At 62.9% G+C, this 21,366-nt stretch carries 18 protein-coding genes; 9 read left to right on the forward strand and 9 right to left on the reverse strand.

Annotation, left to right across the window (positions count from 1 at the left end):
• Positions 1-13 precede the first annotated feature (13 nt).
• From U8326_RS06890 to U8326_RS06900, 3 genes are read right to left on the reverse strand one after another with little or no spacing between them, the layout of a single operon-like run.
• The gene (locus U8326_RS06890; protein ID WP_324743170.1) at positions 14-736 is read right to left on the reverse strand and encodes an N-formylglutamate amidohydrolase; all 723 of its coding nucleotides are present in this window, start codon (positions 734-736) and stop codon (positions 14-16) included.
• A complete protein-coding gene (locus U8326_RS06895; RefSeq protein ID WP_324743545.1) occupies positions 733-1,545 on the reverse strand; it encodes a 4-(cytidine 5'-diphospho)-2-C-methyl-D-erythritol kinase in 813 nt (270 codons plus the stop codon). The genes U8326_RS06890 and U8326_RS06895 overlap by 4 nt, the downstream gene beginning before the upstream one ends.
• An 8-nt stretch (positions 1,546-1,553) precedes the next feature.
• On the reverse strand, positions 1,554-3,200 hold the full coding sequence (locus tag U8326_RS06900) for an electron transfer flavoprotein-ubiquinone oxidoreductase (protein ID WP_324743171.1): 1,647 nt from the start codon (positions 3,198-3,200) through the stop codon (positions 1,554-1,556).
• An 84-nt stretch (positions 3,201-3,284) separates the two neighbouring features.
• On the opposite strand from U8326_RS06900, the gene U8326_RS06905 reads away from it, so the two are divergent.
• Genes U8326_RS06905 through U8326_RS06920 form a run of 4 tightly spaced genes read left to right on the forward strand, consistent with a single transcriptional unit; the run spans position 3,285 to position 7,477 of the window.
• Positions 3,285-4,046, forward strand: coding sequence for a hypothetical protein (locus tag U8326_RS06905; RefSeq protein ID WP_324743172.1), 762 nt, complete (start codon positions 3,285-3,287; stop codon positions 4,044-4,046).
• Entirely contained in the window at positions 3,959-5,827 is a 1,869-nt protein-coding gene (locus tag U8326_RS06910; RefSeq protein WP_416385521.1) for a lytic transglycosylase domain-containing protein, read from the forward strand. The genes U8326_RS06905 and U8326_RS06910 overlap by 88 nt, the downstream gene beginning before the upstream one ends.
• On the forward strand, positions 5,817-6,344 hold the full coding sequence (moaB, locus tag U8326_RS06915) for a molybdenum cofactor biosynthesis protein B (RefSeq protein WP_324743173.1): 528 nt from the start codon (positions 5,817-5,819) through the stop codon (positions 6,342-6,344). Before U8326_RS06910 ends, moaB begins: the two co-directional genes overlap by 11 nt.
• Before the next feature lie 47 nt (positions 6,345-6,391).
• Positions 6,392-7,477: a PA0069 family radical SAM protein gene (locus U8326_RS06920; RefSeq protein ID WP_324743174.1), complete on the forward strand. Its 1,086-nt coding sequence runs from the start codon at positions 6,392-6,394 to the stop codon at positions 7,475-7,477.
• Between the two features lie 3 nt (positions 7,478-7,480).
• Here U8326_RS06920 and U8326_RS06925 read toward each other — a convergent pair whose 3' ends face one another.
• Positions 7,481-9,106, reverse strand: a complete 1,626-nt coding sequence (locus U8326_RS06925) for a long-chain fatty acid--CoA ligase (protein WP_324743175.1) — start codon at positions 9,104-9,106, stop codon at positions 7,481-7,483.
• A gap of 218 nt (positions 9,107-9,324) precedes the next feature.
• Positions 9,325-12,813, reverse strand: a complete 3,489-nt coding sequence (gene dnaE / locus U8326_RS06930) for a DNA polymerase III subunit alpha (RefSeq protein ID WP_324743176.1) — start codon at positions 12,811-12,813, stop codon at positions 9,325-9,327.
• 200 nt (positions 12,814-13,013) lie between these two features.
• Between dnaE and U8326_RS06935 the strand changes: the two genes are divergently transcribed.
• Positions 13,014-14,120, forward strand: coding sequence for a Yip1 family protein (locus tag U8326_RS06935; RefSeq protein ID WP_324743177.1), 1,107 nt, complete (start codon positions 13,014-13,016; stop codon positions 14,118-14,120).
• A gap of 7 nt (positions 14,121-14,127) precedes the next feature.
• Here U8326_RS06935 and U8326_RS06940 read toward each other — a convergent pair whose 3' ends face one another.
• The 3 genes from U8326_RS06940 to U8326_RS06950 are packed head-to-tail and all read right to left on the reverse strand — an operon-like array spanning position 14,128 to position 16,359.
• Entirely contained in the window at positions 14,128-14,400 is a 273-nt protein-coding gene (locus U8326_RS06940; protein ID WP_324743178.1) for a hypothetical protein, read from the reverse strand.
• A 44-nt stretch (positions 14,401-14,444) separates the two neighbouring features.
• Positions 14,445-15,125, reverse strand: coding sequence for an ABC transporter ATP-binding protein (locus U8326_RS06945; RefSeq protein WP_324743179.1), 681 nt, complete (start codon positions 15,123-15,125; stop codon positions 14,445-14,447).
• Entirely contained in the window at positions 15,118-16,359 is a 1,242-nt protein-coding gene (locus U8326_RS06950) for a lipoprotein-releasing ABC transporter permease subunit (protein ID WP_324743180.1), read from the reverse strand. The genes U8326_RS06945 and U8326_RS06950 overlap by 8 nt, the downstream gene beginning before the upstream one ends.
• Positions 16,360-16,530: 171 nt before the next feature.
• On the opposite strand from U8326_RS06950, the gene purF reads away from it, so the two are divergent.
• From purF to U8326_RS06965, 3 genes are all read left to right on the forward strand, one after another.
• Entirely contained in the window at positions 16,531-18,003 is a 1,473-nt protein-coding gene (purF, locus tag U8326_RS06955; protein ID WP_324743181.1) for an amidophosphoribosyltransferase, read from the forward strand.
• Complete coding sequence (locus U8326_RS06960) at positions 18,004-18,732, forward strand: SDR family NAD(P)-dependent oxidoreductase (protein ID WP_324743182.1); 729 nt, start codon at positions 18,004-18,006, stop codon at positions 18,730-18,732.
• A gap of 106 nt (positions 18,733-18,838) precedes the next feature.
• Entirely contained in the window at positions 18,839-19,195 is a 357-nt protein-coding gene (locus tag U8326_RS06965; RefSeq protein WP_324743183.1) for a PilZ domain-containing protein, read from the forward strand.
• Between the two features lie 15 nt (positions 19,196-19,210).
• On the opposite strand, the gene U8326_RS06970 is transcribed toward U8326_RS06965, so the two are convergent.
• On the reverse strand, positions 19,211-20,458 hold the full coding sequence (locus U8326_RS06970) for a cyclopropane-fatty-acyl-phospholipid synthase family protein (protein ID WP_324743184.1): 1,248 nt from the start codon (positions 20,456-20,458) through the stop codon (positions 19,211-19,213).
• Between the two features lie 215 nt (positions 20,459-20,673).
• Here U8326_RS06970 and U8326_RS06975 point away from each other — a divergent pair, with 215 nt between their 5' ends.
• On the forward strand, positions 20,674-21,366 hold the full coding sequence (locus tag U8326_RS06975) for a phosphatase PAP2 family protein (protein WP_324743185.1): 693 nt from the start codon (positions 20,674-20,676) through the stop codon (positions 21,364-21,366).

Genomic DNA, 21,366 nt, shown 5'->3' on the forward strand with positions numbered 1-21,366 from the left:
CCATCGCATTGTCCTACTCGCCAGCCTCGAGCGCAACCCTGTTGCAGATACGCACGAGGCGTTTCGCCCATTCCGCCTGCTGCGCGGGAGTGGCGATGCGATCCTGCCTTATCTCCAGCCCCAGATAGGGTCGCCCCTCCGCTTCCGCATGGCGATCCATCGTCGCGTTGAGCAGCTTGCCGGAATAGGGCTGCTGATCGCCAACCTCCAGCCCCTCCTCCCCGAGCAGGGCGATGGCCAGACGAGAGGCTTGCTCGTTCGTATTATACAGCACCCCGCAATCCCACGGGCGCTCCTCGTCCGGCCTGCTCGCCAGCATGGGAGTGAAGCTGTGCAGCGAAAGGATCAGGGCTTGTGGAAACCTGTCAAGAATGACTGACAACTCATTGTGATATGGATGAAAGAATCGGTCTATTCTCGATTGGCGTACATCGCCATGATTGCCCGGTATGGTGTGGCCGTCACTTGCATGGGGAATAAGCCCATGATGATCCTCCTGCCGATTGAAATCGCAGACCAGGCGGCTGACATTTCCCAGAAAGGCGGCGATGCCCGCGTGCCTGGCCATATGTTCGGCCACTCCAGCCACTCCCAGGTCGACCGCAATATGATTGTCGAGCAGGGCGGGATCTATGCCGAGGTCAATATCCTCCGGCACGCGATTGGACGCATGATCGGCAACGATAAGAATGCCGCCAAAGCGGGGCTGGCCAACCAGCCTGAACGCTTCGCTCATCGCAGGCTCCCAGGCATCCGCCACCAGCCGGGATGGTCGCTGGCAAGCCTTTGCGCGGCTTCGCGCATGGCGTCATGGCTTCGGAACAGGCCGAAGCAGGTCGCGCCCGAGCCGGACATGCGCGTGAGGAAGGCTTCGGTTGCGTGCAGCGCGGCCAGCACATCGGCAATGACCGGGCAAAGCGAGATCGCCGCGGGTTCCAGATCGTTGCGCCCTTCTCGCGCGATCCGGCTGGCGGAACCGCTGGGGAGAGCGCCCCGGTCAACCCCGTCCCAGGCGGAGAAAACCGCCCTGGTGGCAAGCGATACACGCGGATTGACCAGCAGCACCGCCACGCCGGAGAGGTCGCTTTCGATCGGCGTCAATTCGGTGCCGGTGCCCCTGCCGATGCAGCTGCGGCTCTCGACACAGGCAGGCACATCGGCGCCCAGCCTCGACGCGCGCCCATGCCAATCGCCCGGCAGGCCGTGGCTTCGCTCCACAAGGCGGAACACCGCTCCGGCATCGGCCGAACCGCCGCCAAGGCCGGCCGCGACCGGCAAGCGCTTCTCCAGATCGATCGCCATTCCTTCCGCGCGCGGCAAGGCCGTAAGCGCCCTGGATACGATATTCCCGAAAGGATCGTCGAGGTCCGGCGCGAACTCGCCCGAAACCGACAGTCGGTCCTCCGCGCTGTCATGCGCGGTCAAATGGTCGCCGTCATCCAGAAAGGCAAACAGCGTCTCAATCTCATGATAGCCATCCTCTCGCCGCTTGCGGACATGCAGCGCGAGGTTGATCTTGGCGTAAGCTGTTTCGCTGAAGGCCAATTCGGCCCTCACATATTCGGATAGTTCGGCCCGCCGCCACCTTCCGGCGTAACCCATTCGATGTTCTGGGTCGGGTCCTTGATGTCGCAGGTCTTGCAATGGACGCAATTCTGCGCGTTGATAACCAGCTTCGGATCGCCTTCCTCGATGCCGACAAACTCATAAACGCCGGCGGGGCAATAGCGAGCCTCCGGCCCGGCATAGATCGGCAGGTTGATCGCTGTCGGAACCGTAGGGTCCTTCAACTGCAGGTGGCAGGGCTGATCTTCCTCGTGATTGGTGTTCGAGAGGAATACCGAGCTGAGCCGGTCGAAACTGATCACACCGTCCGGCTTCGGATAGGAAATGGGCCTGAACAGGTCGGCCCGCTGCGTCGCCGAGGCGTCGGTATGATGCTTCATCGTGATCGGCAGGCCGATCTTCAACACCCGCATCCACATGTCCACACCGGCCAGAACGGTACCGAGCGCACCCCCAAACTTGGCTACGGCAGGCTCTGCGTTCTTCACGAGCTTCAATTCGTCGGCGATCCAGCTGGAACGCACCGCCGCATCATATTCGCCGAGCGAATCCTTTTCGCGGCCAGCCGCGATCGCGGCGGAAATGCTCTCAGCCGCCAGCATCCCGCTCTTCATCGCGGTGTGGCTGCCCTTGATGCGCGGGACATTCACGAAACCGGCCGCGCAGCCCACCAGCACGCCGCCGGGGAAATCGAGCTTGGGCACGGATTGCCAGCCGCCCTCGTTGATGGCGCGGGCGCCATAGGAGACGCGCCTGCCACCCTCCAGGATCGCGCGGATTTCCGGGTGCTGCTTCCAGCGCTGGAACTCCTCGAAGGGATAGACATAGGGATTGGGATAATCGAGCGCGGTGACGAAGCCGAGCGCGACCTGCCCGTTCGCCTGATGGTAGAGGAAGCCCCCGCCCCAGCTATCGCTTTCGGAGAGCGGCCAGCCCTGGGTATGGATCACCCGGCCCGGGACATGCTTTTCCGGGTCGATATCCCACAATTCCTTGATGCCGATGCCATAGACCTGCGGCTCGCAGTCCGCCTCCAGATCGAACCTGTGCTTGAGACGCTTTGTGAGATGTCCGCGCGCGCCCTCTGCAAAGATTGTATATTTCGCGTGAAGCTCCATGCCCGGCTGATAATCGGGCTTATGCGAACCGTCGGCAGCCACGCCCATATCCTGCGTGGCGACCCCCATGACCGAGCCGTTCTCGTCGAACAGCACTTCGGAAGCGGGGAAGCCGGGGAAAATCTCGACCCCCAGATCCTCCGCCTTGGAAGCCAGCCAGCGGGCCAGATTGCCGAGCGACCCGGTATAATTGCCATGGTTCGAAAGGAACGGGGGCATCAGCAGATGGGGGACCGAAAATTTCTTGTTCCGCGTCAGCACCCAGTGCCAGTTATCGGTCACCGGGGTTTCCGCCATCGGGCAATCATCCTCGCGCCAATCGGGCAGCAGTTCGTCGAGGGCCTTGGGGTCGACGACCGCCCCCGAAAGAATGTGAGCGCCGATTTCGGAGCCTTTTTCAAGGATGCAGACCGCGGTATCTTCGTTAAGCTGCTTGAGCCGGATCGCCGCGGCCAGGCCAGCCACACCGCCGCCGACGATCACCACGTCGTAGGGCATCGATTCGCGTTCGCTCATGAATCCGTCTTTCCTAACTTCTTTTCTAGGTAAAACGCCTTGATTGCTGTGCCCTTGCAGGTCAAGACCCCGTTTTGATCAGCGATGAACAAGCATACGCATCTTTCCTTCGCCGAAGCGCTCTCCGCCACGCAGCAGTGGTGGATGGATGCGGGCGTCGACCTGATCTTCGAGGATTCCCCCCAGGCCTGGCTGGACAATTCGCCGGAGGAGGAAGCATCAGCTGCCGCGCCGCAAGCACCGAAGGCATCCCCGCCGGCCGAAGCCGAACCGCCAAGGCCCCGGCTGGGCGGCGAGCCCGGCGACTGGCCCCGGGATCTGGAGAATTTCATCGCATGGTGGCGAAGCGATCATTCCTTCGACACCGGGGGGATCGGCCCGCGCATCGGCCCGCGTGGACCGGCTGCCCCGCCACTGATGGTCCTGGTTCCGGAACCCGAGCCGGAGGATCAGGAAGCCCTGCTTTCCGGCCCGCAAGGGCGATTGCTGGAAAACATGCTGCGCGCGATGGGGATCGCGGCGCAGGACGTCTATCTTGCCTCTGCCCTGCCCCGGCGCACACCGATGGCGGACTGGGCCGGCCTGGCCGATGCGGGGCTGCGCGAAATCACCCTGCATCACATCGGCCTTGTCTCCCCGGAACGCCTGCTGGTGCTGGGAAGAAACATTCTGCCGCTCACGGACAACGATCCGACGAAAAACAGCGCAATTTTACCAGAAATTAACCATGAGGGTCCGAGCCCTGTGGTATTCGCCGGATGGGATCTCGCCACATTGCTCACAAGAGCAAAGGCCCGTTCCACTTTCTGGCGCGGGTGGCTCAACTGGACGGAAGGCAAAGCGTGAAGCCGAAGGTTTGCGTGCGTTTCACACTGGGTTTACTCGCGGCGGGTTTACTCGCGACCCCTGCATTTCCGGCGCAGGCACGGTCGGCGGCGGAGTATTTCCGCGCCCGTTCTGTCCAGAACAACGTGCCCAACGTCCTGAGCAGGAGCGAGCAGGAATATTACGGCACCGCTTTCTCGGCTATCGAAAAGCAGGACTGGAGCACGGTCCAGCGCTTGCTGGGCGAACGCCAGGACGGCCCGCTGCACTCCGTGTTGCGCGCCAAATATTACCTTGCCCCCAACTCGCCGAAAATCGAGCTTGCCCAGATCCAGGATTGGCTGAAGACCGGCATCCAGCTGCCCGACGCCGCGCAGCTCGGCCGGCTGGCGCTCAAGCGGGGCGCCACCGAAATGCCCGCGCTCCCCACGGAGCAAAGGTTCGTCTCCCAGCCCTACGCGCCGAAGCGCGTGCGCCCGCGCTCGGTTGAAGATGGCACCATGCCGTCCTCCATCTCTTCCGCGATCCTCGACCGGATCAAGGCGGACGATCCCGATGGCGCCCGGCAATTGCTGGATGGGATCGACGCCTCGCTCAGTTCCGCCGCGCGCGCGGAATGGCGGCAGCGCGTGGCGTGGAGCTATTACATAGAGAACAAGGACACCGCCGCCCTGGCCATGGCCCAGACCGTTTCCGACGGAAGCGGGGCATGGGTGGCGGAAGGCGAATGGGTCGCCGGGCTGGCCGCGTGGCGGCTGGCAGATTGCGAAACCGCGGCGAAGAGTTTCGAGCAGGCCGCCCGCCAATCGACCAATTCCGAGCTGACCGCCGCAGCCTATTACTGGGGAAGCCGGGCCAGCATTCGCTGCCGCCAGCCGGAAAAATCGGCCGGGCTGCTGCGTGCCGCCGCGCGTCTCGATGAAACTCTCTACGGGATGCTCGCCGCCGAGCAGCTTGGCTCGGCCCTTCCCAAATCCTATTCCTCGCCGGACTTCTCGGAGCAGGACTGGCTCCAGCTGCGCGACACGCCGAATGTGCGCGTGGCGGTCGCGCTGGCCGAGATCGGACGCACCAGCCTTGCCGATCAGATCCTTCGCCATCAGGCGCGGATCGGCAATCCTCAGGACTATGCGGCGCTCACCCGCCTTGCACGCGATCTGGGCCTGACCTCCACCCAGCTCTGGATGGCCCATAATGCCCCCCAGGGCGGCCAGACGGAACCCGCCTCGCGCTATCCCACGCCGAACTGGACCCCGGTGAACGGCTGGCGCATCGATCCGGCGCTGGTCTATGCCCATAGCCTGCAGGAATCCAATTTCCGACCCGATGCGGTCAGCCCCGCCGGCGCGCGCGGCCTGATGCAGATCATGCCTGACACCGCGAAATATCATGCGCCCTCGCTCAATATGAGCGCATCCTACACGGAACTGTCCAAGCCTGAAGTGAACATGGCCTATGGCCAGCAAACGCTGGAATCTCTGCGCGATTCCTCCGGCACCCAGGGCCTGCTCCCGAAGGTTATGGCAGCCTATAATGCGGGCCTCAGCCCGGTTACGCGCTGGAACAGCGAAGTCCGCTGCCAGGGCGATCCCCTGCTCTGGATGGAATCGATACCCTATTGGGAAACGCGGGGGTATGTCTCCATCGTGATGCGCAATTACTGGATGTATGAGCGGCAGGCCGGTGGCGAATCCCCAAGCCGCAGCGCTCTTGCGCAAGGCATGTGGCCGAAGTTTCCTTCAGGCACCCAAAGCGGCGCGATCCGCCTGACCGCCAACGATGTGTCCGGGCATGGCTATTGATCCGGAACGGCAATTCAAGCCGATCAATATCGCGGTCTTGACCATCTCCGATACGCGAGGCCCGGAAGACGATACATCTGGCGATATTCTTGCCGGGCGCGTCAAGAAGGCCGGGCACAGGCTGGCGGCCCGCGCGATCCTGCGGGACGATGCGGATATCATCACAGCCCATCTGAACGATTGGATCGACGATCCGGACATCGACGCCATCGTCAGCACGGGCGGCACCGGCCTGACCGGGCGGGACGTCACCCCGGAAGCGCTGGACCGCGTGAAGACCCGCGACATTCCCGGCTTCGGAGAAATTTTCCGCCTCATCAGCTTCAACACGATCGGCACCTCCACAGTGCAATCGCGCGCTTGCGCGGTGGTGGCGCGTGGAACCTATATCTTCGCCCTGCCCGGCTCCAACGGCGCGGTGAAGGATGGCTGGGACGGAATACTGGCCGAGCAGTTGGACAGCCGCAACCGGCCCTGCAACTTCGTCGAACTGATGCCGCGATTGAAGGAACCATAGCGCCGGGCACAGTTGCCTATGTTCTCTAAATGTTCTAATTTCGGCATATGTCGAAAAGAAAGCCGCCTGCCGTTCATGGGCGCGGAGCCCAATCGGATTCTCTCTCAAGCCGCTTCGGGCTTCCCGCGAGGGAAGTGGGTGGCGACTGGCTGGATGCGAGGACGGAAATAGATGGCGCGGCACCCAAACTGCGGACCAGCGTTACCGAAGAGCATCCGAAAACCATCCTGACCTTCAATCAATCGCCGGACATTGCATTCGATCGATCCATCAATGCCTATCGGGGCTGCGAGCATGGCTGCATCTATTGCTTTGCGCGCCCCACCCACGCCTATCACGATCTGTCCCCCGGCCTCGATTTCGAGACCAGGCTGTTCGCCAAGCCCGGCGCCGCGAAATTGCTGCGCAAGACATTGGCGAGGCCGGGCTACAAGCCCCGGCCGATCGCGATGGGGACAAATACCGATCCCTATCAGCCCATAGAGCAGCGCTACCGCATAACGCGCGCCATTCTGGAAGTCTGCCTCGAAACCCGGCATCCGGTGACCATCACCACCAAATCCGCGCGCGTCCTGCGCGATCTGGATCTGCTGGTCGAAATGGCCCGGCATCGGCTCATTGCCGTGGCCTTGTCGGTCACCACCCTCGACCCCCGGCTTTCCATCCTGCTGGAACCCCGCGCTTCGGCACCGCTCAAGCGGCTCGATGCGCTGGCGCATCTCGCGGAAGCGGACGTGCCGGCGCATTGCTCCATCGCGCCGGTCATTCCAGCCATTACCGATGAATTCATGGAGCGGGTGCTGGAGGCAGTGGCCGCGCGTGGCATCCGCTCCGCCAGTTGGATAGCGCTGCGCTTGCCGCATGAGGTTGCGCCGCTGTTCCGGGAATGGCTCCAGGTGCATTTCCCCGAGCGCGCGGCCAAGGTGATGGCGATCGTCCGTTCGATCCGGCAGGGGAAGGACAATGATCCCAACTATTTCAGCCGGATGCGGCCGACCGGGGTCTGGGCGGACCTGTTCCGCGCCCGCTTCACCCTGGCATGCAAGCGATACGGCATCGGCAAGGGCAACTTCCACCTCGATTGCAGCCAATTTCGCCGCCCCGCCACGGACGGGCAATTGCAGTTGCTTTGACGGTCAGGATTCCAGCCGATAGCCGGCGAACCGCGCGCGCAAATCCTTCTTGCTGATCTTCCCGGTGCCGGTGTGCGGTATCTCGTCGACGAACTCGACGGCATCGGGCAGCCACCATTTCGCCACCTTGTCCGCAAGAAAGCTGCGCAATTCGGCCTCGCAGACCGAACACTCGGGCTTTTTCACCACTACCAGAATCGGGCGCTCGTCCCATTTGGGATGCGGCACCCCGATCGCCGCCGCTTCCGCCACCCCCGGATGAGCGACAGCGGCATTTTCCAGCTCGACCGAGCTGATCCATTCCCCGCCGGACTTGATTACATCCTTGGTCCGGTCGGTCAGCTGGACCGTGCCGTCGGGATGAATGACGGCGACGTCGCCGGTATCGAACCATTGGCCCGCCTCCTGCACGGAGTCCGTCTCGGCCTTGAAGTAGCGCTTGATGACCCACGGCCCGCGCACCTGCAGCGCGCCCGCAGATTTTCCGTCGCGCGGCAAGGTTCGGGCTGGATCGTCGAGATCGACCGCACGCACTTCGGTTCCGAACAAGGCGCGTCCCTGGCTGGCCTTGAGCCGGACGCGATCTTCAAAGCTCATCCTGTCCCAATCCGCAGGCTCATAGGTAGCGGTCGCGATCGGCGAGGTTTCGGTCATGCCCCAGGCGTGGGCCACTCTCACATCAGCGCGCATCAGCCGCTCGATCAGCGCGCGCGGCAGTGCCGAACCGCCCGACAGGGCCTGCCGGATCGGGGGCAGCTCCTCGCCCGCCGCGTCGAGACACTGGAACAGGCTCAGCCAGACGGTCGGCACGCCCGCCACATGGGTTGCCCCTTCCGCGCGCATCAGCCGGATCAGCCGCTCCGGCTCGTTCACCGCGCTGAACACCATCTTGGCCCCCATCGCCGCGCTGGCCCAGGGAAGCCCCCAATTATTGGCATGGAACATCGGAACGACCGGCAGCACCACCGATCGCGCATCCATCGCCATCACCGCGGAAGAAGCCACCGCATAGGTATGCAGGATGGTGGAGCGGTGTTCATACAGCACTCCCTTGGGATGGCCGGTCGTCCCGCTGGTATAGCACAACATGCAGGGATCGCGCTCGCTACCCCGTTCCCACTCCGCCTCTCCCGTCTCGGCCCCGATCCACTCCTCGAACGACATGGGCTGCTCGCTGGCGGAGGGCGGCGGATCGCCTGCGGGATCGAAGCAGATGTAATGCTCGATCGTTTTCCAGCGCGGGCGCATCCTGTCCACGATAGGCTGGAACGCCGCGTCGTAGATCAACACCCGGTCCTCGGCATGGTTGGCGATGTATTCGAGCTGATCGTCGAACAGCCGAGGATTGAGAGTGTGAACGATCGCACCGGCGCCCGGCACGCCGAACCAGCAGACGAGATGGCGGCTGTGGTTCATCGCCAGGGTTGCGACCCGATCCCCGCTGCGGATGCCAAGCCGCCGCAAGGCCTGGACCAGCCGCAGGGCATCGCCGCGAATGCCGGCCCAATCGGTTCTGGTTTCCCTGCCGTCGGCCCAGGCGGTGACGATCTCGCGGCTGCCGTGTTCGCGCGCGGCATGCTCCAGCAAACCCGTGACGCGTAGCTCCCAGTCCTGCATAGCACCCAGCATCGATGTCTCCCCAGTCCGCGACCGCCATCATGCGTATGTCGCGGATTCCCGCAAGCCAGGATCAATCAAACGAACAGGATCCGGCCCCCTGATATAAGCTTGTACAAGCAGCGATTTTCCTAAAGCGATTTCGCAGCGAGTGGAATCCCTTGTTCACTCCGAAATCGCGGAAAAACAGGCAAATCCCGGACTCCGGTCCAGCAGGGAGCGAACCCAGCCTAGGCCACCAAGCGGAGATGTCCACTGGCCGGCTTGGCTCGCAACGACACATTGGCGATGCCCGGAACATCCTGCAAGCGTTCGGCCAGTTCCCCGTCAAGGCGAAAATTTTCACCCAGCCGCAGAAGCGGATTTTCCCCTGCTCCCGTGCGCAGGCGAGCCAGCACTTCCCCTCGGGATTCCGGATCGGGCATCAGCATGGCGGCAAGGAGCGCCAATCCCTCCGCATCGGTGATCTCGAGGCTGAGTTGCATCTGCGCCGCGCTCTTGACCTCGGCGAGCGGGCGCGCGCCGCGAACCGTCACCCGAGGCGGCTCATCCGCGCTCGGGCTGTCCAGCTCCACATTGAGCAGGATGCAGGTGCCGTCCTTCGCCCATCGCACAAAGGATTCCACCAGGGATTCCTCGAAACATGCGGCGCTGAACTGCCCGGAACTGTCCGAGAAATCCGCCCGGACGAAATCCTTGCCCTTGCGGGTCTTGCCCCTGTTCACCCCTTCGACCATCGCAGCCATCACCGCCTGCTGCCGACCCCCGCCGGGAACTCCGCCCTGCATCAGGCTGTCATAGCTGCGCGCGCCGTTGGCCGAAGCGATGGCGCGGTATTGTTCCACGGGATGCGCGGTGAAATAGAACCCGAAATTTTCCCGTTCCGCCGCCATCCGCTCGGACCGCGACCATTCGGCGGCCGACGCCAGGCGCATCGAAGGTTCGGCATGATCCTCGCCGCCGAACAGGCCCGCCTGGCCGCTCGATTTCTCTCTCGCCGCCGCATCCGCCACCGCCAGCAGCATGTCGGCATTGGCCAGGATCAGCGCGCGATTCGGCTCGATGCTGTCGAACGCGCCTGCTCCTGCCAGCCCTTCGAGCTGACGGCGGTTCATGGAGCCGGGCGGAAGCCGGCGGAACAGGTCTTCAAGGCTGGCAAAGCGGCCGTTGGCTTCCCGTTCCGCCACCAGCGCTTCCATGGCCTTCTCCCCAACATTGCGAATGCCGGCCAGAGCATAGCGCACCGCATATCCCTCGTCCGTCTGCTCGACCGTGAATTCGGCTTCCGACCGGTTTATGTCCGGCCCCGCGATTTCAACCGCCAGGGGCTTTTGCCGTCGCGCATCGTCGATGAAAACAGCCAGCTTTTCCGACTGATGCATGTCGAAGCACATCGAGGCGGCGTAGAACTCTTCCGGATAATGGGTTTTCAGCCAAGCCGTCTGATAGGCCAGCAATGCATAGGCGGCGGCATGGCTCTTGTTGAAACCGTAGCCGGCGAACTTGTCGATCAAGTCGAACAATTCGTTCGCCTTGGCCTTCTCGATTCCCGAAACTTCCTTGCAGCCTTCGACGAAGCGGGCGCGCTGGGCATCCATCTCGGCCTGGATCTTCTTGCCCATGGCGCGGCGCAGCAGGTCCGCATCCCCAAGCGAATAGCCGGCAAGGATCTGCGCCGCCTGCATCACCTGTTCCTGATAGACGAAGATGCCGTAGGTTTCCGCCAGAATGCCTTCCAGCTTGGGATGCGGATATTCGATCGCCTCCAACCCGTTCTTGCGGCGTCCGAACAGTGGAATATTATCCATCGGACCGGGCCGGTAGAGCGAAACGAGCGCGATGATATCCGCGAAGTTGCTGGGCCTGACGGCGGCGAGAGTGCGCCGCATTCCTTCCGATTCCAGCTGGAACACCCCCACGGTATTGCCGGACTGGAGCAATTCGTAAACCTGCGGGTCATCCCATGCGAGCTTGTCGAGATCGACCGTAATCCCCCGCCGGCCCAGCAGATCCACCGCCTTGCGCAGCACCGACAGCGTCTTCAGCCCGAGGAAATCGAACTTCACCAGGCCCGAATCCTCGACATGCTTCATGTCGAACTGGGTCACCGGCATGTCGGACCGCGGATCGCGGTAGAGCGGGACAAGCTGCGCCAGCGGCCGGTCCCCGATCACCACGCCAGCGGCATGGGTCGAACTGTTTCGAGGCAGCCCTTCCAGTTGCATCGCCAGATCGACGAGCCGCTTCACCTCCCCATCGGTTTCATATTCCCGGCGGAACTCCGCGGCGCCATTCAATGCACGCGGCAAGGTCCATGGATCGGTCGGATGGTTCGGCACCATCTTGCAGAGCCGGTCGACCTGGCCATAGCTCATTTGCAGGATACGTCCGCAATCGCGCAGCACCGCCCGGGCCTTCAGCTTGCCGAAGGTGATGATCTGGGCGACGTGATCATGGCCATATTTGCGCTGGACGTAACGGATGACTTCGCCCCGCCGGGTTTCGCAGAAATCAATATCGAAGTCCGGCATCGACACGCGCTCGGGATTCAGGAAGCGCTCGAACAGCAGGCCCAGCCTGATCGGATCGAGGTCGGTGATGGTCAGCGCCCATGCCACCACCGATCCGGCGCCCGAACCACGGCCAGGGCCGACCGGAATACCCTGTTCCTTGGCCCATTTGATGAAGTCGGCAACGATCAGGAAGTAACCGCCGAAGCCCATGCGGTTTATGATCTCGATCTCGAAATCGAGACGATCTTCGTAAGCCTTGCGCTCCTCGGGCGACAGTTCGCCATAAGGCTCGAGCCTTTTCGCAAGTCCGGCCCGGGCGTCTTCCGCCATCATCCGCGCTTCGCCATCCTTGTCCCCGGCCAGGCTGGGCAGGATGGGCTTGCGTTTCGGCGGAGCAAAGGCGCAACGCTGGGCGACAACCAGCGTATTGGCGAGCGCCTCCGGCAAATCCGGGAACAGCTCGGCCATCATCGGCGCGGATTTGACGAAGGAATTGGAGCTGGACCGGGGGCGGTCCACAGCATCCACATGGGTGGAATGAGCGATGCACAGCATCGCGTCATGCGCCGCCGTGAAATGAGGGTCGGCGTAATTCGCAGGGTTGCTGGCCACCAGCGGCAACCCCCGCTCGTAGGCAAGCGCGATCAGCCCATCTTCGGCCGCCTCCTCAACCGGATCGTTGCGGCGGGCGATCTCGATATAGAGCCGCCCGGGAAACAGGGTTTCCAGCCTTTCCGCATAGGCGAGCGCCGCCCGGTCCTGACCCTCCGCGAAGAGCCGGGCCAAGGCCCCCTCGCCCGCGCCGGTCAAGGCGATCAGCCCGTCTGTCCTGCCTTCGAGATCGGCGAGCAGGACGTGCGGCTCTTCATGCAGCGGGCGATCGAGATGCGCGCGGCTCACCAGATGGCACAGATTGTTCCAGCCATCCTCGTCCTTGGCGTAGAGCGGCAGGAAATCGATCCGACTGCCTGCGTCCCCCTCACCCGTCGCGACGCCTAGCAATGCCCCCACGATCGGCTGGATGCCCTGGTCGCGGCAGGCAGCCGCGAAGGCAACCGACCCGTAAAGGCCGTTCCGGTCGCAAATCGCGATGGCGGGAAAGCTCCGCTCCTTCGCCAGCTTGGCGATTGCCTTGGGATCGATCGCGCCTTCCAGCATCGAATAGGAAGACAGGAGCCGAAGCGGGACAAAGGGCGCATATGCCATGCTGCGAAATAATAAGATTAACGCCGTCCGATCAAGCCATCCGCCGCTTCCTATTGGGGATAAGACCGTCTTACTCCTTGAATAATCCGCAGATTATGATTTCATCCGGGAAACACGCAGGATGGGGATTAGAAATGTCGGAAGAGCCGGTATCCACGAACTCTGCGCATGGCCTGGTTGATCGGGCCAAGGCCATCATCATGAAGCCCGCTGAAGAATGGCCGGTGATCGAGGCGGAACCCGCCACGGTCGGCGACATCCTCACCAAATATGCCATTCCGCTGGCGGCGATCACGCCTGTTGCCAGCTTCATCGGCGGGCAGGTTTTCGGATATGGCGCCTTCGGCCTCAGCTATCGCCCCAGTCTCGTCGGCGCGCTCGGCACGGCGGTCATCCAATTCGTCATGGCGCTCGTCTCGCTTTTCCTGCTGAGCTTCATCGCCAATTTCCTGGCGCCCAAGTTCGGCGGAACGGAAGACAAGCTCCGCGCCTTCAAACTTGTCGCCTACAGCCTCACCGCAAGTTGGGTCGCCGGAATCTTCGGCCTCATCCCCGCCATCGGCTTCCTCGCCATTCTCGGGCTTTACAGCATCTACCTGTTCTACACCGGCGCCACGCCGCTGATGAAGGTCCCGCAGGACAAGGCAGGCGGCTACACCGCGGTCACGGTTCTGGCGACCGTGCTGATCTATCTGGCGGCCATGGCGATCACCGGCGCGCTCACGGCCATGTTCGTGGGCAATCCTCTTAGGGACGTGACCTACAGCAGCGACGACGGCGACTTGTCCGGCAGCGTGAACGTGCCCGGAGTGGGGACTATCGACATCGGCAAGATGGAACAGGCCGCGAAACGCATGGAAGATCAGGCCAGCGGCAAGGTCAAGCCGGTCGAGGCCGCGTCATTGCAGGCGCTTCTGCCGGCATCCATCGGCAATTATGCGCGCACCGCGCAGCAAAGCACCGCGGCCGGCGGAATGGGCAATGTCGAAGGCACCTATGAAAGCGGCGACAATCGGTTCGATCTTCGGATAACCGACACCAACGCGCTTGGCGCACTGGCGGGAATGGGCGTTGCGATGGGCGTGGAGCAATCCCGGCAGGATGCCGAAGGTTACGAGAAGACGGGCGTCGTCGACGGCCGGATGCAGACCGAAAAATGGAACAATTCAGGCAATCGCGGCACCTTCGGCGTGATGATCGGCGAGCGCTTCATGGTCGAAGCGGAAGGAACGGTGCCCAATATCGATGTGCTCAAGGCGGCGGTTGCGTCGGTCAACGAGGGAAGCCTCGCCGCCCTGGCGAAGTGATCACCAATTAACGAGGGTAATCGCTCCGCGCCGCCAGGGCGTATATCTCGCCTGTATCGAGACGGTGGTCGCCCGATTTTTCAATGACGTAGTCGCCTCTCTCGCTTTCCGGCAAATTCATCACGAAGCGAACCAGTTCGCCGAGCGTTCCGCCCCGCAGCGCCTTCATTCCGTGCAGCACCCCCTCTCCATCGCCTTTGCTGTGCAGGGTCGCATGATCGTTCCAGTTGATGCCGACAGGCACATGGCTGGCATTCGAGACGGCGGGATGGTCTGTCATGGCAAAAGAACGCCTTGCCGTGGCGTTCGTTCCTGCCTTGCCGGCTATTCGAGCAGGCCTTCATGCAGGCGGACCACCCGATCCATGGATCGGGCCAATCGTTCATTATGCGTGGCCACCAGCGCAGCGCTTCCTTCCCCGCGCACCAGCTTGAGGAATTGTTGAAGCACCTTATCGGCGGTCACTTCATCCAAATTGCCGGTAGGTTCGTCCGCCAGCACCAGTTCCGGGCGATTGGCGAGAGCGCGAGCGACGGCAACGCGCTGCTGCTCCCCTCCGGAAAGCTGGCTCGGCCGGTGGTCCAGCCTCTGGCCCAGCCCGAGCGCATCCAGCAGTTCCCGCGCCCTCTCCTCCGCCTGCGAACGGCTGCGTCCGGCAATCAGCTGAGGCAGAACGACATTTTCCTCGGCCGTGAAATCGGGCAGCAGATGATGGAACTGGTAGACGAAGCCCAGATGATCCCGGCGCAAGGCCGTGCGGTCGTCCCCGGAAAGCGTGCTGGCATCGGTGCCCGCGAGCTCGATCCGGCCGCCGAACCCTCCCTCGAGCAGGCCGACCGCCTGGAGCAAGGTGGATTTCCCCGCCCCCGAAGGCCCCAGCAGGGCAACGATCTCGCCCGGGCGGATGGCAAGGTCCACTCCCCGCAGGACATCGATCCGCACGCCGCCTTGCTCGAAGCTGCGGGTCAACTGCGTAAGCCGCACGACCGGATCATGATTATTCATAGCGCAGCACCTGCACGGGATCGGTGCCGGCCGCCTTGAGCGCCGGGTAGAGGGTCGCCAGGAAGCTGAAGACAAGCGCCATGACCGATATGACCGTCACTTCGGCGGGGTCGGTCCGGCTCGGCAATTCCGTAAGGAAGCGAATGGACGGGTCCCACAAATTCTGGCCCGTGATAATCTCCACCACCCGCACGATCGGCTGCCGGAAATACAGAAACACAAAGCCGAGCATCAGCCCGGCCACTGTGCCGAGAGCGCCGATGATGAAGCCGGTGGTGACGAAGATCTTGAGAAGCGAGCGCCGCGTGGCGCCCATTGTGCGCAGGATGGCGATATCGCGCGTCTTGGCGCGCACCAGCATGATGAGCGAGGACAGGATGTTGAACACGGCCACCAGTACGATGATCGACAGCACGACGAACATCGCCACCCGCTCTACCGCCAGGGCTTCGAACAGGCTGGCATTGATCGTTTTCCAGTCCTGAATGACGGCCTGCCCGGCGAGCTTCCGGCCGAGCGGAGCGAGGATTTCGGCCACCTTGTCGGGATTGACGGTCTTCACCTCGATCATCCCGATGGTGTCCCCGGTCAACAGCAGGGTCTGCGCGTCGCGCATCGGCATGACCACGAAGGCCTGATCGTAATCGTAAACGCCGATCTCGAAGATGGCGGCCACGGTGTAGCCGATCTGGCGAGGAACCGTGCCGAAGGGAGTCGAGCGCCCCTGCGGGTTTATCACCGTGATCACGTCCCCCACCCGCGCGCCGAGATTTTCCGCCAGGCGGGCGCCGATGGCGACATTCCCAGCGCCCGGCTTGAGCGGCACCAGGCTGCCCTGCACCATTTGCGGTTCGAGCCTTCGGATGTCCTGCGAGGTGTTGCCACGCACCAGGATCGCTTCGACCCGGCCATTGAAACTGGCCAGAAGCGGCTGCTCTATCAGCGGAGATGCCCGCACCACTCCCGGGGTCGAGCGGACTTCCTTCAACACGCCCTGCCAGTTATCCAGACGCCCGCCATAGGCCTGAATGATGGCATGGCCGTTCAGGCCCACGATCTTGTCCAGCAGTTCGGCGCGAAAACCGTTCATCACGCTCATGACGATCACCAGGGCCGCGACGCCGAGCATGACCGCGGCCAGGCTGATGCCCGCCACGAGAGCGATGAATGCCTCGCCGCGCCCGGGCAGCATGTAACGCTTGGCAATGGTCCATTCGAAGGGGGAAAGGATCAAGGGACAACTTTTCGCATGCGGTTTGGTCGTCGCGAGGTCTAGGGGCCGGAGCCTCCATAGGCAACACGCTTTATCCCTTGTTGGAGCCGCTCTCGAATCCTACCTTGTAATCCGGCTGCAATATCGCCATTGCGAAATCGAGAGCGGGCAATCTGCGAGCCTTCCAGGACCATGACCCTTACCCACCCCTTTTTCGACGCGGATGGCGACAAACTCCGTGAAGAATGCGGCATCTTCGGCGTCATAGGCGTCAACGATGCCTCGGCCATGACCGCGCTAGGTCTTCATGCCCTGCAGCATCGCGGGCAGGAAGCGGCGGGAATCACCAGCTTCGACGGTCGGGAGTTCTATTCCCGCCGCGGGACGGGCCATGTGGCCGAGAACTTCTCCAGCAGCGAGGCCATTCGCGAACTGCCCGGCCATATGGCCGCCGGCCATGTGCGCTATTCCACCACCGGCGGCGCGGGCCTGCGCAACGTCCAGCCGCTTTACGCCGATCTGGCGTCCGGCGGTTTCGCGGTCGCGCATAACGGCAATATTTCCAATGCCATACGGTTGCGACAGGATCTCGTGCGCAAGGGCGCGATCTTCCAGTCCACCTCCGATACCGAAGTCATCATCCATCTCGTCGCGACAAGCCGCTATCCCACGCTGCTGGACCGTTTCGTGGATGCGCTGCGCCTTGTCGAAGGCGCATATTCGCTGATCTGCATGACTCCGGAAGGGATGATCGCCTGCCGCGATCCTCTCGGCATTCGCCCCCTGGTAATGGGCAAGATCGGGGACGGCTTCATCTTCGCCAGCGAAACCGTGGCGCTCGATGTGGTGGGCGCCGAATTTCTCCGTCAGGTGGAGCCGGGAGAGCTGGTGCAGGTCGATTTCGAAGGCAATGTGTTCTCGCACCGGCCTTTCGGCCAGATTTCGGCGAGGCCCTGCATTTTCGAGCATGTCTATTTCAGCCGCCCGGATTCGATCTTCGATCGCCGGTCGGTCTATTCCGTCCGCAAGGAGATCGGCGCGCAGCTTGCGATAGAAAGCCCGGCCGAGGTCGATCTTGTCGTGCCGGTTCCCGACAGCGGCGTGCCGGCGGCAATCGGATATTCCCAGCGCTCGGGGATTCCGTTCGAGCTTGGCATCATCCGCTCGCATTATGTCGGGCGGACCTTCATCCAGCCTTCCGACAGCCAGCGCCATTCGGGCGTGAAGCGCAAGCACAATGCCAACCGCGCGCTGGTCGAAGGCAAGAAGCTCGTCCTGATCGACGATTCGATCGTGCGCGGCACCACCAGCCTCAAGATCGTGGAAATGATGCGCGAGGCCGGCGCCAAGGAAGTGCATATGCGGATCGCCAGCCCGCCGACGATGCACAGCTGCTTCTATGGCGTGGACACGCCCGAACGCTCGAAGCTCCTCGCCGCCCAGATGGATGTCGAGGCCATGCGCGTCTTCATCAAGGCCGACAGCCTCGCTTTCGTCTCGATCGACGGCCTCTACCGGGCGGTGGGCGAAACGGGGCGCAACAACACCTGCCCGCAATATTGCGACGCTTGCTTCACGGGCGATTACCCCACCAGCCTGACAGACCTTGCGGACCGCGAAAGCCCGCCCGCCCAGCTTCCTTTTCCGGTCAACCGAGTCGCCTGAATGCCTGAATCCGTAAAAGCGCCGTTTTCCGGCCAGATTGCGCTCGTCACCGGCGCAAGCCGGGGGATCGGCGCCGCCACCGCGCAGGCATTCGCCGCCGCGGGCGCGCATGTCATCGTCACCGGCCGCGACACGAAGGCGCTGGAGGCGGTCGAAGAAGCCATTCACGAAGCTGGCGGGTCTTCCACCATCGCTCCGGTCGACCTTTCGGAACCCGACGCGATCGCGCGGCTCGCGGTCGCCATTTCCAATCGCTGGGACCGTATCGACATCATGGTTCTCGCGGCGGCCTTCTTCCCGCCGCTGACCCCTGTGTCGCAGATGGACCAGAAGGATCTCAACCGGGCGCTGACGGTCAATGTTCTGGCCACGCAAGCCTTGCTCGCGGCCTTCGCCCCACTGCTCAAGCGCAGCGACGATGCCCGCCTCATCGGCCTTACCAGCAGCGTCGCACAAAGCCCCCGCGCCTATTGGGGGGCATATGCCGCCAGCAAGGCCGCATTCGAAGTTCTTCTGGAAAGCTACGCGCAGGAAATCGCCAACCTGTCTTCGACGAGAGTTGCAATAATTGATCCGGGCGCCACGCGCACCGCGATGCGCGCCCGCGCCTACCCCGGAGAGGACCCGGCAACGGTGAAACTGCCCGAAGTGGTGGCGGAACGGCTCGTCGAATTGCTTCAGGAACCCTTCGCCACAGGCTATCGCGAGCGCGTCGGGGCCGCGCGTTAACCAGATCCGGCAAATCTCCGGAAACCGGAATTCAGGATTTTAGGGTCGAGCGTTCCGCGCCCGCCGGGCCGGAACGGGGGTTTGTCTGGACGAGGATGATCTGGCGATGGTGGTTCGGAACACGCCAACGCGTTATCATGTCGCTGCGCAGGAAGATCGCAGCGCACCGCGCACGCGGCTTGCCATACCGGCGCAGTTTCGCCAGTCCGGCGGGCGGGCATTCCAGGCATCCGTGCTGGATCTGTCGCTTTCGGGCTTCGCGGCATCTTCGATCAGCCGCCTCCAGCCCGGAACGATTTGCTGGCTCACCCTTCCGGGGCTCGAATCGCTTCAGGCCGAAGTCGTATGGTGGGATGACGGAATCGCCGGCTGCGCCTTCCAGCAATTGCTCAATCCGATCGTCCACGACAACATCATCGCGCTCTACAGCGGGAGCGGAAGTGGTCCCCGCCCAGCGGCCTGATACGCACGGCCCCGCTCACGCCTGTACGGATTTGACGAGCGTTACCTGGCTGACTGTAATGCCCTCGCCTCGAAAGCCGCCTTCACAATACATCAGGTAATAGCGCCACAGGTTGCGGAAGCGTTCATCGACATCGGGCGGCAATCCGCCTTCGGCCGCCGCGGCATCGAAATTCATCCGCCAGAGCCGCAAGGTTTCGGCATAGTCCAGTCCGAAATCCTGCTGATCCTCCCACGACAGCAGGCGTTCGGCCGCTAGTTTGCGAAATTCCTTCTCGCGGATCAGCAGCCCGCCGGGGAATATGTAGGCCTGAATGAAATCCGCGCTCGCGGCATAATGCTCAAACAGCGACTCCTTCATGGATATGAACTGGATCGCGGCCCGTCCGCCGGGCTTCAGGCACTGCGCGATACAATCCATATAGGCAGGCCAGTATTGCCGCCCCACCGCTTCGACCATCTCGACACTGACGATCGCATCAAACTGCCCGCGAATGTCACGATAATCCTGCTTGCGGTAATCCACTAGCCCGGGCTGATGGCGTTTTGCCCATTCGAGTTGCTCATCCGAAAGGCTGATGGCCGTGACGCGCGCGCCACGCTGCGCAATAAAACCGGACAAGCCACCCCAGCCGCAACCGATTTCCAGCAATGTTCCGGGCGAACCAAGCCGTTCAGCCAGGCGCGCCCATTTGCGTCTCTGGCCCTGCTCCAGCGTTCCACCCTGATCGAACAAGGCGCTCGAATAGCTCATGGTCGGGTCAAGCCATTGGGCATAGAAGTCGTTACCCAAATCGTAATGCAGCCGGATGTTGCGCCGGGCCCCTTTCCGGCTGTTGCAATTCAACCAATGGATCGCGCGCGCCAGCAGGCGCCAGGGCCCGTGGGCACGCCCCGCATCCCCCAATGCCTCGCCATTGGCCATGAACAAGGCGAAGAGCGGAACCGGGTCAGGGCTATCCCATTCGCCCGCTTCCCATGCCTGATACCAGCCGACCGAGCCGGTGGTGGCCAGGCGCCACAAGGCTCTCCAATCGTGAATTGTGACCGTCGCCTCGAACCCGGGCTTGCGACCGCCCAGGGTCCGGATTGTTCCTTCGGGGAGGATGGTTCTGATCTCCCCATATTCCAGCCCCCGGTCGATCCGGTCGAGCAGGCGATGAAATCCGCCTGCGAAGATACGAGCCAGCCATGCGGGGCCTGCCCCGATCCTGCCGCCGCCTTCGAGCAGCGCAATTCCTCTGCCCAACCCCTGTATCCGCATGGGGCGATTATGACTCTCCTGCAAACCCCCGGCAAGCTCGGCGTTATCAGATACTTGCTTCCCCTGCCGATGCCCCGCCCCGCATGCGTTTTCCCATGCAGTTGTCATCGAGTATGAAGGCCGCGACATAGCCACAGGATTTGAGGTGACGGCATGGTTTTCCGGAAATTGCCGGCAATGGATAAGCGCGGAACGGAACGATCGGGCCGATAACGATGCAGCCTGATGCGCAAATTTCCCTGAGGCGCGACAAGGATTGGCGGATCGATCCGGTCTGGGCCTATGCGATTGCGGCGGCATGCTGGTCGGGCTTCGCAATCATGGCCTGGCTGGTCGCTCACGCGCAGACAGGCAGCCTCGATGAAGCAGGCTTGCTGCTATGGCGCATCGAAGCCACTCTCACCCCCGCCGGCCCCGGATCGCTGACCGGATTGATGCAGGGGATCACCATTCTCGGGGGCGTTCCGGCCCGAAGCCTTGCCGCGGTTCTGGCTATCCTGGCTCTGGTGCGGCTGAACCGGCGGCGCGAAGCGACACTGCTCGGCATAATGGTTGTTGCCGGCTGGATTGTAAACAGCGGGATGAAATGGATTTTCGGCCGTGCCCGACCGGATATTGTTCCCCACCTGACGGAAGCGGGCGGTTTCAGCTTTCCCAGCGGCCACAGCTTCAATTCAGCCGTGGTATATTTCGGAATCGCCCTGGCCTTCGCCGCGATCAGCAAGTCCGCAGCTATGCGCGGCGCGATGATGGCGAGCGCGGCACTGCTGAGCCTCGCCATCGCCTGGAGCCGGGTATGGCTGGGGGTTCATTTCCCCAGCGACATCATCGCCGGCTGGCTGGCGGGAACGGGCTGGATATTCCTCGCCCATGCCCTCCTTGATCGGCGAGCAAGCATCAAGCCCTAG

Origin of the sequence: Tsuneonella sp. CC-YZS046 (genome assembly GCF_035581365.1) — a bacterium.
In the GTDB taxonomy this organism is placed as follows: Bacteria; Pseudomonadota; Alphaproteobacteria; order Sphingomonadales; family Sphingomonadaceae; genus JAWKXU01.